Genomic DNA, 11,516 nt, shown 5'->3' with positions numbered 1-11,516 from the left:
CCTGGCGGCCTAGAGGTGCCTGACGCGCGGTTTGCATGTCAATTGGGAGTGTCGTGAAAATTGATATAGCGCACCCGGGGTATCTGTCCGTACAGCCCTCCGACCTGGAGAGTAAGGGCCTGGGCGGCAATGAGACCGCGCTCGTGCTTGCCGCCCGCGGACTCGCCGCGAGGGGGCACGAGGTGCGGGTTTTCGCCGACTGCCCCCGCGTCGAGGACCAGGGCGTGCACTGGCATCCCCTGCCTTCCTTACGTGAAGAAGAGTACCGGGACGTGATCGTCTTTTGGGTACGCACAAAAAGAGTTGAGCCCGGAAAATTCAATGCGCCCGTCAGGGTGGCGAAACTAGGGTTGAAGACGCCAAACGACAGCCTTCTGGATCAGGTCCTGAACGACGAAATCAACATCCTGATCGCGTTTTCTGATTTTCAACGCCGCCTTTACCTGGACAACTTTGGCTATCCTGAAACGGCGAATTGGGTCGTCACCGCTGATGGGCTAGACACCTCACACTATGCCCGGCGGTTGCCGAAGGTACCCGGAAGGTTTTTGCACGCCGCGAACCCGAAACGCGGGCTGGAGCCGCTTCTGGACATGTGGCCGATCATCCGTTCGGCGTATCCGGGCGCGGAGCTGTTCGTCGCGTCGAGCCACCTGTTGCGAGGGATCACCGTGGACGAGGATGAGCGACGCGCGGGAGACCTGTACCGGCGCGCGGTCGCGATGTCGGCGGACGGCGTGCGGTTCCTGGGGCGGGTCGCGAAGCCTGACCTGATCGAGTTGCAGCTGACCGCGCAGTTCTACCTGTATCCCACCACGTACCCGGAGACCTGCTGCATCGCGGCGCTGGAGGCCGCAGCCGCGGGTGACGTGATCCTGTGTTCGGCGGCTGGCGCGCTGCCGGACCGGGTCGTGGACGACGTGACGGGCTTCCTGATCGGCGGGGACCCGGCGGACCCTGCGGTAGCCCGGCGCTTCGCCGACCGAATCGCGCTGCTGCGCGAGGATCCTTCGCGCCTGGAGCGGATGGCGCAGGCGGCTCGTGACCTGGCTGCGACTCACGACTATTCGCATGTGCTGCCTATCTGGGAGGAGGCGTTCACGCGGACCATGGGGTCCGCGTGAACGCGGCCGGCCGGGTCTTGAGGTTGGGGGTCAGGCGTAGGGGTTGGCGCTGCTGAAGAGCATGTCGACCCGCTCGTACTGGACGGCGAACTCCTCGCAGCGGCGGTCGCGCTGCTTCCACAAGACCGCCAGCCACCGCAGGGCGCAGGTGCGCTGGTTCGCGGCGAACTGGTGTCGGTTGGTGTCGGTGACGCCAAGGTCAGGCAGCAGCTGTGTCCAGATGCTGTCCGGGACCACGCGGCCGGAGATGTGCTCGATGAGGTCGGCGGCGTCGAACACCACGTTGCTGAAGCCGGCGTACTCGAAATCGACGCAGGCGGCACCGTCGTCGGTCGTCATCCAGTTGAGCAGGTTCGCGTCACCGCGGGACAGTACCGGCGTGTCAGACGCTGCGACCAGGTCCGCGTCCCCGCTGCGCTGCCAGACCGCCAGCAGCTGCTGCATGACGGGGGTGAGCGGGTCGTCGGGCTGACCGGACAGCAGCTCCGGCCACGCTTGCGTCAGGCGGACCATGTAGTGCTCACCGGTGTCGATCCGGGGAAGTCCGGCCAGCAGACCGGTCAGGGGCACGGCTTGCAGCTGTGTGGTGGTGTGGGCAAGGGCGCGCAGCGCGGCCAGCTGGTCCGCGGCCTCGATCAGCGGCTGGCCGTGAAGCCGGGTCATGCCGATCGCGGGCTCGACCGGTGCCTCGTCGAGCCACAGCGGGGCGGGGACCGTGCGGAGGCCGTGCGGTTTGAGCAAGGTCAGGGCGGCCCACTCCCGCTCCATGCGCTGCCGGTCGGACTTGACGTACAGCTTGATCACCACGTCGTCGCCGTGCGGAGACGCCCACAGGTAGAGGTCGTTTTGCATGCCTCCGGTGAGGGGACGTAGACCCAGCGCCAACAGCGCGGCGTCGCGGTCGTCGGCGGCGCCGGCGCGCACGCGACGAAGTTCGGCGAGAAGGTCGGTGGGGGCTTCGATGAGCGGAACTGACATGGATCTTCGACTCCGGGCTGATGGGACGAAACGGACTATTGGGGACCGACCGTAGTGGCCCGGCATCGCCCTGGCTCGCCTGACGCGGCCGGGGATTTCACGCGACGCTGGACAGGTCGACGGCGGGTGCGGTCAGGTCGGCGACAGCGGCGAGCACCGCCTGATGCGCGTCGTCGGTGCCGAGTTCGCCGGCGTCGATGACACGCAGATCGGGGTCGGTCTCGGCGAGGACGGTGTAGGCGTCGTGGACGTAGCGCAGGAACGCGCGCTGCTCGCCGGTGTACGGGTGGCCTTGCCGCTGCTCGGCGCGGGTGATGGCGTCGTCGGGGGGAAGGCGCAGCCACAACGATCGGTCGGCGGCCGGGCCGGCGAACACGCCGACCTGCTGCAGCCAGGCGATCGCCTCATCGGGTGGGGTCCGGTGTTTCTGCAGCAGCCCGGCGAGGCTGTAGGAGTAGAGGGTGTGCAGGCCGCGGTCTTCGATGACGGTGTTCCCGGCGACGAGCGCGCCGGCGATGTGGGTGGCGTAGGTGTCGGCGCGGATCGCTGCGGCGAGGTAGGTATCGGTGAGCACGCTGTCGTGCCGGGAGAATGGGTCGCCGGAGTCGAACAGGGTCAGCAGGGTCCGGCCGAGCGGTTCGGCGCCGCGCGTGAGGTTGTCGGGCAGGTATGTGACGGCGGCGCCGTGCTGGCACAGGTGCGCGGCGAGGGCTCGGGATTGGGTGGTCTTCCCAGCGCCGGGCAGTCCCTCGAAGGCGATCAGCATGAGGCGGCCCTCCTGTCGGATGCGTAGCGAGTTCCGGTGGTGGCGGTGGCCAGGATGTGCAGGATGGCCCCGGTGAGTCCGGGTGCGGTGGCGATCGTGGTCAGCGACCGGCTGTCGTGCGGGCTGCCGGCGGTGTCGGTAACGGCCGCGCCCGCCGCCCGGGCGATCGCGACGCCGGCGGCCATGTCCCAGTCCCGGTTGCCCAGGGTGATGCTGGCGTCGAGGGTGCCATCCGCGACGAGCGCGAGGTCGACGGCCGCCGAGCCGAGCATGCGCACCTTCCCCGCGACCGGCGCGAGCGCGGTGTGCAGGGCGATCGCGACAGCGTTGCGTTCCGGCGCGTCGTCGCCGGTGCCGTAGTCACCGATCGTAATCATTGCCTCCGACAGGCGGTTGACGGTGGACGGTGCGATCGGGTTCCCGTCACGCCAGGCGCCGATGCCGGGCGCTGCCCAGTAGGTGTGGTCGAGAGCGGGCAGGCTGATCACGCCGAGCAGCGGCCGGATGCCGTCAGTCAGCGCCAGGGAGACGCCATAGAGGGGCAGGCCATGGACGAGGTTGAGAGTGCCGTCGACCGGGTCCAGGACCCATCGGTGCGGGGTGGCCAGGTTCCCGCCCGATTCCTCACCGAACCGGTCGATGCCGGGGGTGCGCTCGGCCAGGAATGCGAGGATCTCGCGTTCGATGGTGTGGTCGATGTCTGTGGCCATGTCCCGGTCGCCTTTGGCGATGACCTGCTGGACGGCCTGGGTCTTCAGCCGGCGGGTGCCGAGGTGAACGGCTTCGCGTGCGATGTTCAGCATGACGGCAAGGTCGACCGTCATCGGGCGGCTCCTTCCACCGGCGCGGGGGCTGTGGATATGTCGTGGAGGTAATCGACGGCGGCGGTGAGGATCCGCGCCGCCGTCGTATCGGTGCGCAGATGCAGCGCCGGGACGCTGATGGGTTCCGCGGTGGCCCGCAGCTGCTGGTAGAGGGCGAAGCCGCGGTCGGCAGCCGGGTGCTGGCCGTGCTGCCGGTCGGCGTCGAGGCGGGCTCGCGCGACAGGATCGGGGCACCAGCACCTGATGATTGCCAGCGGCTGGTGCAGTCCGGCCGCGAGTCGGACCACGTCGTCGATCTGGTAGCGGCGGGTGCAGGTGCGCTCAAGGATGACCGTGGCGTCCGGCTGCCGGGTCAGATGCTCACGCGCGGCCTGGTGTAGCAGAGAGACCACGAAGTCGTCCTGGTCCCGGCGGTAGGTGACCTGGCCGCTGGCCTCGTAGAGCGCGGCCCGGACGTGATCCTTGTCGAGCACCAGGCAACCGTGGCCGAGGTGCGCGCGCAGCGCGGCGGCCAGTGAGCTCTTGCCCGTGCCGGGCAGCCCGGCCAACTGCACGATCACCGCCGGTCTCCCGCAGTCTCGGACAGCGGCGGCCGTTCGGGCAGATGGGGCCAGCAGGAGCGCAGCAGCTGCCATCCGGTCTGCGCCGGCATGGGCACCACGGTGGCCGCATCTGTCGCGGTGCTGCTGTGGGCGCTGTAGCGCAGCGCGTCGGCCAGCGCAGGCCAGCGGCGCTGCGCGGCGACGCGGGCCAGAGTGTGCAGGAACCCGTCATCGCGGCTCAGGATCGGCAACGGCTCCAGATCCGCGACATGTTGCGGCGCGGGCGTGCGGCGGGCGAGCACGCAGGCGATGTCGGCCGGGTCGCTGGTGTGCGCCAGCCGCGTGCTCAGGTCGAGGGTGACGCCGGGAACCACAGGATCGTCGAAGTCCCGGTGCAGGGCAGTGGGCCGGCGCCCGGTGGCGTAGTAGCCGCAGCTGGTCAGGACGTTCACGGCGTCGTCGGCGGCCTCGGCGGGGATGAGGATGTCGACGTCGCTGGACTGGCGGGATCCGTCGCCGTGGTAGAGCACGCTCGCGTGCGCGATCCCGTTGATCGCGGCGGCCGGAACGCCCCGGGCGGCGAGAACGCCGATGACGCGGACGGCTTCCCGGTGGTGCATACGCCAGCGGTGGGTGTTGAGCCGCCGCTGGCCACGCAGAAACTGCTGCATCGGCCGGGCCAGGTCCGCCGTGTGGTCGCAGCGGTCGAGCCAGTCGGCGAACAGGCAGAGCATCTTGGCGACGATGGCGTACTCCAGCACTTCGCCGAGCGGCCGAATGTCCTCGCCGACCAGGCCGGGGTCGAGTGTGGGACCGGGCGGTTCGCAGGCTGCGCGCAGCAGCCGGTACGCCCGCGGGCAGCCGCTGGTGTCGGGAAAGAATGTGGCAGGCGTCGCGGTCATCGGGGCTCCCCAGCGTCGAGTAGCGCACCGACGGCGTCGGCCAGTGCGGCCGGGTCGGCGCCGGCGTGGACGCGGTAGCAGGGCCGCGAGACCAGCGCAGCGGCGGTGCGATGCAGGTGGGCGTCGGTGACCTCGCCGGCCGGGCCGGGCACGAGCCACTGGTTGATGTGCGCGCTGGTGCCACGCGTGGGGTCGCGCATGAACATTCGCGTGTCGACCAGCCTCTGGTGCACCTCGTCGGGGTCGACGCGCTCGACGACGACGCCGGTGCGGGCGGGGTCGAGGTGCGGCCAGATCATCATCGATGGGATCATCTGGGCGGCGACCTTCCCGCCCCGGTGCAGCAGATCCTGAAAGCCAGCCGGCTCGATGACGACCTTGTGTGGGAAGGCCCATCTCTGTTCTGTCGTCAGCGCCCGCTGGCCAGCGGGAACACGGTGGCGCAAATGCGGCAGGGCCGCGAGGGTGCCGATCCCGGCGCGCAGCGGCATCGGCCAGGGGTAACCGTGTAGGCCGTTGTCGCTGGCGTGCAGCATCAGCCGGTCGTTGGTCACGTAGTCGCCGCCGAGGTGGTGCAGCCCGGCCAGCAGGGTGGTCGTCTTCCCACGTCCGCGGTGGCCGGCGATCAGGATGCCCTGCTCGCGGCAGGTGAACGCGGCGGCGTGGGCGTAGACCATCCCCTCGGCCAGCAGCTGCGCAGTCATCGCCTGCCGCACCAGCCGCGGCGCCCACAGGCCGATCCCATCCGCCGTAGCGCACCGGACCACGATCGTTCTCGCCTTCTGGTCGGCGTGTAGCAGCGTGCGCCGGTCGGGCACCCAGAACGTGCTCTGCGAAATGGCCGTGCGTTCGTGTTCGTAGGCGTAGGTCTGCGGTCCGATGTCGAAGCGCCGCCCGCCTGTCGCAGCCTCGGCGCTGCTCGCGACGTCCGGGTCGAGGGTGAGGTAGATGTGCCAGGTCGCGGGCCCTGGGGGTTGTTCGTCGTAGGAGTAGAGGGTTCGCCGTGCCTCGCCCAGCGCTTGTGGGCTGTCGGTGTGGAGGGTGACGGTGGCGTTGCCGCATCGGAAGGTCGCGGCGCAGCCGCTGGTGACGGCCGCTGCTGGGTATGTCATCGGCTCTCCGCTTCGTGACGGTCCGGCGTGTGCGCGGGCAGGTGGCGGTGCGCGTACCGGGCCAGGGCTGCGAGCGCGGATCCGTGCGCAGTGCTGTAGAACTCCGGCAGGCTCGCGGCACCGAGTGCCTGGCGCAACCAGGTGGGCTCGACGGCCTGCCGTGCGGTGCCCCAAGCGGCAAGCCCGGCACCGGTGAGCTGGAATCCGTCGCTGGCCCGCACGGCGGTGATCTCGACGGCCAGGGCTCGCCGGTACTTGTCCGCGTCACAGTCGACCCGCTCCGTAGGGTTTCCGGCGACGGGCAGTTCGGCGTAGATGTTGAAAACTTCGGCCGGACCCTCGAGTACGAGAGTGAGGTGCCAGCCGCCGAACGGGATCACGGCCAGCGCTCCGGCGTGGCACTCCTGATACCGCAGAACCGGCTGGCCCGCGGCGGTTCGCCAAGCGGTGATCATCAGAGTGCGGCCGGTCAAGGTCTGAAAGACCTCCAGCTGCGCTGGGGTGTTCCAGTGCCCGGTCGAGCGGTGCAGCTCCCCGCCGGGCAGCACGCCGGGCTGGTATTCGACCAGGTCGGCGAACCAGTCGGTGTCGAGCGCATGCCGGCGCGGCAGGACGTCGCGGTGGGCGGTGTAGAGCAGCGGATCGTCCCGGGTGCCGTGGTGCAGGACGGCGTCGCTGACGAATACCTTGTTCTCGCCGTCGCGGTAGCGGGCCAGTAGGTCGGACAGGCGGAAGCCGGCACCGGCGCCATGCTCAGGCAGCACGGTCAGCGCGGCAGCCGATGCGGTCGTGGTCATCGCGGCCCCGAGGAGGACAGGGCGCCGGTCGGCAGACAGGCGGCGGACAGCGCGTCGACGAGCTGATCGAGAGCGGTGATGGCGAGGACGCCAGGTCGGGCGGGACGTCCGGTTGGCTGGTAGTGCACGGCTCGGCAGCCGGCGTCCAGCGCGCCCCGGACGTCGGTGAGCCAGTCGTCGCCGACATGGACCACTTTTTCCGGCGTGCTGTGGGCGCGTTCGGCCACCGTGGCGAAGACCTCAGGCCGTGGTTTCGCGACGCCGAGCTCTCCGGAGAACAGCATGTCGGCGAAGAACGGCGACAGTTCGAGGTCATCGAGTAGCTGCTGGTGGACCTGGGGAGAGGTCGACAGGGTGTTCGAGGTCAGCACGAGCCGCGCACCGGTTCTGACCAGCGCACGCAGCGCGCCCTGCGCGCCGTCGATCGGGCGCGGGCATCCGCGCAGACTCGCGTGGGTGTGCACGACCTCGAGCACTGACAGCAACTCGGCCGTCGCCTGGACGGCGAGTGGGTCGAGGACGCCGGCCAGCAGCTCGCCGACGGTGGGCTGTACGCCGTCGTGGCGCTGCCGGTGAAGGGCGGTGCGATCGGCGGCAGTCACCGCATGCCGGATCTGGGCGCCGGGTCTGGCGTGCCCGAACGCGTCCAGGACGCGGGTGAATTCGGCTACCCGCCAGTCCGTCACTGCCGCCCGGTCGCCGTGCACGATCAGGGTGCCCCACAGGTCGAGGCTGATCGTCCAGCCCGACAGGTCAGGTGGGTTGGTCATCGGTCCTCCGGTCCGGGCTGGTGGCTGCGGATCCATGCGGCGGTGCCGGGCAGGTCGCGGCTGGCCCAAAGCAACGATCCGGGGACCACACCGTTGGCCCCGGCAGCGGCGAGCGACGCGACGGTGTCCTGGCGGATGCCGCCGTCGGCAATGATCGGGATTTGCCGCTGTTCGACGTCCAACAGCCGCCGCATCGCGGTGATCCTCGTCAGGGCGGCGGGATGCATGGTGGTGCCCTTGGTGCCCAGCGGGGTGCCGATCAGCACGATCGCGTCAGCCTCGGCGAGCAATCCGCGAGCGTCGGCGGGGTCAGTGTCCAGCATCAGCGCGATCCCCGCCAGCAGCCCGACATCGTGGATCGCCCGGACGGCGTCGGCCGCGCCGGTGGCTTCCGCGTGCACGGTGATCAGGTCGGCACCGGCGTCAGCGAACGCGCACGCGAGCCGGGCCGGTCGGTGCGCCATCAGGTGTACGTGCAGCGGCCGATCGGTGTGCGGCCGGACCGCGCGCACGAGGTCGGGGAAGAACAGCGCCTCCGCAATGAAATGCGTGTCGGAGGCGTCGATGTGCAGCAGGTCGGCGTACGGGCTAATCCGGGCCGCCTCCGCCCCAAGCGAGGACAGGTCGGCCGACCACAGGGACACATCCAGCAGGATCCGGTCGTCCGGCAACGCGTCGAGAAACGACGACATACTCATTCCCTCCCTGGTGCGGTCGCGGCCAGCGGTGCGGCGCGCAGCGTGCTGAGCAGCCGGCTGGTGATCTCGTCGGCGACCGCGCCGGCGGCGCGCAGCCCGACCCGTACCCGAGCCACCCGGTCCTCGTGGCCGGCTAGGACCTGCCGGTAGGCGGCGGTGTAGCGGGGCAGGAACAGCAGCCGTTCGATCGCGGCAGGATCGCCGCCGCCGCGACCGCGAGCGATCGCGCGTTCTCGGGCCAACGGCCACGGCGTGTCGAGGTAAACCGGCACGTCGGGCTCGCAAAACCAGGGTGCGACGACGGCCCGTAGCCGTTCCAGCGTGCGGGCGGGATCGACTTCCGGGGCGGTCTCGGTCAGCACCGCCAGAGCCCAGGCGAGCTTGGAGTAGACGCCGTGGTCGACGAGCACCACGTCGTTGGCAGCCAGGGCGGGCCGGAAGCAGTGGATGTGGTGATGGGCTTCACGGCACAGGCGCAGCAGCACATCGACGGTGCTGTGATGGGGCAGGGCGTAACCGCCGAGACCAGTCCGCACGCGCAGCGGGGAGCGTTCGAGGAACGCCGACAGCCGGCCAATGCTTCCGGGCTCACCGCCGTAATGGACCACCCGGACGGTGAACCCGGCCCGCCGGAGCCCAGCGCCAACGAGCTGAGCCGCGGTGGTCTTTCCCGCTCCCCAGACCCCTTCGAACGTGACCAGGCGTCCCCGCGGCGGCGCGAACCGCCACGACGGCCCGGCCTCCGCGTCGGCTGCCGGTGTGGTGATGTCTGGCATGTCTGCTCCCGCCCGCGTCATCGGCCCGGCCGCAGGTGCGGCAGCCAGTCGTAGTCGACGGCGGGATCACGGGTCGGCTCGTACTCCAGCCCGATCCAGCCGTGGTACCCGATGTCCTGCAGGGCGTCGAAGTAGGCCGGGTAGTCCAGCGCGCCGGAGCCGGGACGGCCGCGGCCGGGGTCGTCGGCGACCTGCACGTGCGCGATGCGGGCCGCATGCCGGCGCAGCAACGCGGGCACGTCCTCGCCGGAGCGGCCGTGGTGGTAGAGGTCGCACAGGACACCGACGTTGGTGAGGCCGGTCACGGCGTTGACCGCGTCGGCGGCCGTCACCGCCGCATCAGCGTCGCCAAGCGGGTAGTCCGGGGCCTCCCGAGGGCTGATCGCCTCCAGCACCACCTTGGCACCGATCGTGTCTGCGGCGGCGGCGGCCCTAGCGAGACTTCCGAGGGCCAGCTGGTCCTGACGGGCAGGATCAGCGCCGGGTTCCCGGTTGCCGTACAGCGCGTTGAGGATCCGGCAGCCGACGCGCGCGGCGAACCCGACCGCGGTGTCGATACCAGCCCGGAACTCGCCGTGGCGGCCCGGGCTCGACAGCAGCCCGCGGTCACCGGTTCGCATGTCACCTTCCACGAAGTTCATCGCGACCAGACGCACTCCGGCGTCGTCGAGCGCGGCCGCGAACGCGTCGGTTTCCCGGTCGGCGGGCGCCGGACTGGAAAACGGCCACCAGCATTCGACGGCGTCAAAGCCGTCAGCCGCCGCCGCGGCCGGCCGGTCCAGCAGGGGCAGGTGCCCGTAGAGGATGGACATGTTTGCGGCGAACCGCAGGCCGAGGACGTTCACTGCTACTCCCAAGGCGTAGGGGTCGGCGTAACGGGGCGAGAGCCAGGCGGCGACTCATCGAGGTGGCTCGGGGAATACACCGACGGTGGCCATGGCGCGGCGGAACTCCTCGACACGGTGCGGCGGGTAACCGCCGCTGGCCATCGCGGGCAGGTAGTAGGCGCGGATTCGGTCCCAGGTCCAGGGCGGGGAGGCGAAGTGGCCGGCGATGTCGTTGTTGGTCAGCGCTATCCAGCGGCGCAAGCAGCTCGGACACCGGCCGCAGTGCGCGAACGCGTCTTCCGGCGTCGCGCAGGAGAACGTCTGCAGCAGGTCGTTGACGGGCAGACCGGCCTCGAGGTACCAGGCGACGATCTCCGATTTCGTCATGTTCCAGAACGGGCTGTCGACCCGGATCGGCCGGCCAGCGAACGCCGTCAGCATCTCGCTCATCCGTATGAACGCCTCAGGGCTCTTGTCGGCGGTGTGGTCGCCCTTGACGCCCACGCACCAGACCACATCGGCGCGGAAGCCGGCGAGCATCGCGAACAGCACGTTCCGGAACGGGATCAGGTCCCCCTGAGGGGTGGCCCAGGCTGACAGATCAAGCTCGTTGCTGATCGTCAGGTCCATCCCGTGCGCGCTGGCGAGTGCCTGCACGGTGTCGATCTCCTGCTGCCGGCCGTAGTGCCGGATGTCGAAGTACAGTGCCGGTGGTTTGCCGAGGTAGTGCCAGGCCGGAAAGGAATCCAGCCCGGCGGAGAAGAGGAGAACCTCGCGCATCTATCACTCCTTCTCGGTGGGCGCCGGCCCGGTGTCGCGTCCGGGCAACTGGGCAGCTCGGCGGAGGTGAAGGTCGCCAGAGGCCGGGGTTCGGGCAGCGCCATCAGGTCCAGGTCCTGAAGGCTGCGGACGCTCGAGCCGAGCACGGACCCAGACCGAGAGCACCTCGGGCGTCTCCGCTGGCCTGCGGGGTTGCAGGCCGTACAGGGCAAGGAAATGCGCTATCTCGGCCGGGGTGCGCCGGAAATGGAACCCTTGACGGCCCCGCCGCTGATCGACCTCGTACCGCTCGGTGATCATCAGATCGACCTGGTTCAAGAGGCCGCCGAGCTCGGCTTCGGGATCACGAAGATGGTCGAGCGTGTCGATGATCCACAGCACGCCTGGCCGGACGGCTTGGTCGGGACTGCCGGTATCGAGAATCGGGCGGTGGTACCCGCCACCGACGGCACGCCATTGCAGGAAGTCTCGGGGCGGCGAGGGCAGGTCGCAGCCCCAGACGTCGAGGCCGACGTGGTGCATCCGGAGCAGGTCGGCACCGATTCCGCACCCCAGTCGAGGATCGCCCCAGGGTGCTCGCGAAGGATGGGCAGGGCCGCAGTGACGTAGTCGGGGCGGGC

At 70.0% G+C, this 11,516-nt stretch carries 14 protein-coding genes; 2 read left to right on the top strand and 12 right to left on the bottom strand.

The genetic code is table 11. From position 1 onward, the window contains the following. Nucleotides 1-53 precede the first annotated feature (53 nt). Complete coding sequence (locus GA0070621_RS05315) at nt 54-1,124, top strand: glycosyltransferase family 4 protein (protein ID WP_091192035.1); 1,071 nt, start codon at nt 54-56, stop codon at nt 1,122-1,124. 30 nt (nt 1,125-1,154) lie between these two features. On the opposite strand, the gene GA0070621_RS05310 is transcribed toward GA0070621_RS05315, so the two are convergent. The 12 genes from GA0070621_RS05310 to GA0070621_RS05255 form a co-directional block, all read right to left on the bottom strand. Next, complete coding sequence (locus tag GA0070621_RS05310) at nt 1,155-2,102, bottom strand: aminoglycoside phosphotransferase family protein (RefSeq protein ID WP_091192034.1); 948 nt, start codon at nt 2,100-2,102, stop codon at nt 1,155-1,157. Nucleotides 2,103-2,199: 97 nt separating this feature from the next. Beyond that, entirely contained in the window at nt 2,200-2,868 is a 669-nt protein-coding gene (locus tag GA0070621_RS05305) for a dTMP kinase (RefSeq protein ID WP_091192032.1), read from the bottom strand. Next, a complete protein-coding gene (locus GA0070621_RS05300) occupies nt 2,862-3,692 on the bottom strand; it encodes an inositol monophosphatase family protein (RefSeq protein ID WP_091192030.1) in 831 nt (276 codons plus the stop codon). Before GA0070621_RS05300 ends, GA0070621_RS05305 begins: the two co-directional genes overlap by 7 nt. Further along, nucleotides 3,689-4,252, bottom strand: coding sequence for an AAA family ATPase (locus GA0070621_RS05295; RefSeq protein WP_091192029.1), 564 nt, complete (start codon nt 4,250-4,252; stop codon nt 3,689-3,691). The genes GA0070621_RS05300 and GA0070621_RS05295 overlap by 4 nt, the downstream gene beginning before the upstream one ends. Continuing rightward, nucleotides 4,249-5,136 (bottom strand): nucleotidyltransferase family protein, encoded by an 888-nt coding sequence (locus tag GA0070621_RS05290; RefSeq protein ID WP_091192028.1) that lies wholly within the window; start codon nt 5,134-5,136, stop codon nt 4,249-4,251. The genes GA0070621_RS05295 and GA0070621_RS05290 overlap by 4 nt, the downstream gene beginning before the upstream one ends. Further along, on the bottom strand, nt 5,133-6,248 hold the full coding sequence (locus tag GA0070621_RS05285; protein ID WP_091192026.1) for a hypothetical protein: 1,116 nt from the start codon (nt 6,246-6,248) through the stop codon (nt 5,133-5,135). Before GA0070621_RS05285 ends, GA0070621_RS05290 begins: the two co-directional genes overlap by 4 nt. After that, nucleotides 6,245-7,045: a hypothetical protein gene (locus GA0070621_RS05280; protein ID WP_091192025.1), complete on the bottom strand. Its 801-nt coding sequence runs from the start codon at nt 7,043-7,045 to the stop codon at nt 6,245-6,247. Before GA0070621_RS05280 ends, GA0070621_RS05285 begins: the two co-directional genes overlap by 4 nt. Further along, nucleotides 7,042-7,815 (bottom strand): HAD family hydrolase, encoded by a 774-nt coding sequence (locus tag GA0070621_RS05275; RefSeq protein ID WP_091192023.1) that lies wholly within the window; start codon nt 7,813-7,815, stop codon nt 7,042-7,044. The genes GA0070621_RS05280 and GA0070621_RS05275 overlap by 4 nt, the downstream gene beginning before the upstream one ends. Next, a complete protein-coding gene (locus GA0070621_RS05270; protein WP_167666617.1) occupies nt 7,812-8,486 on the bottom strand; it encodes a ribulose-phosphate 3-epimerase in 675 nt (224 codons plus the stop codon). The genes GA0070621_RS05275 and GA0070621_RS05270 overlap by 4 nt, the downstream gene beginning before the upstream one ends. 23 nt (nt 8,487-8,509) lie before the next feature. Continuing rightward, entirely contained in the window at nt 8,510-9,310 is an 801-nt protein-coding gene (locus GA0070621_RS05265) for a dTMP kinase (RefSeq protein WP_167666616.1), read from the bottom strand. Next, a complete protein-coding gene (locus tag GA0070621_RS05260; RefSeq protein ID WP_091192017.1) occupies nt 9,307-10,134 on the bottom strand; it encodes a hydroxypyruvate isomerase family protein in 828 nt (275 codons plus the stop codon). The genes GA0070621_RS05265 and GA0070621_RS05260 overlap by 4 nt, the downstream gene beginning before the upstream one ends. A 54-nt stretch (nt 10,135-10,188) precedes the next feature. Then, entirely contained in the window at nt 10,189-10,896 is a 708-nt protein-coding gene (locus GA0070621_RS05255) for a 7-cyano-7-deazaguanine synthase (protein ID WP_091192016.1), read from the bottom strand. Between the two features lie 192 nt (nt 10,897-11,088). Here GA0070621_RS05255 and GA0070621_RS05250 point away from each other — a divergent pair, with 192 nt between their 5' ends. After that, nucleotides 11,089-11,505 (top strand): hypothetical protein, encoded by a 417-nt coding sequence (locus tag GA0070621_RS05250; protein WP_157739847.1) that lies wholly within the window; start codon nt 11,089-11,091, stop codon nt 11,503-11,505. The last annotated feature ends 11 nt before the right edge of the window (nt 11,506-11,516 follow it).

This window comes from Micromonospora narathiwatensis (assembly GCF_900089605.1).
Lineage (GTDB): Bacteria > Actinomycetota > Actinomycetes > Mycobacteriales > Micromonosporaceae > Micromonospora > Micromonospora narathiwatensis.
This window is presented reverse-complemented; position numbering and strand designations above follow the sequence as displayed.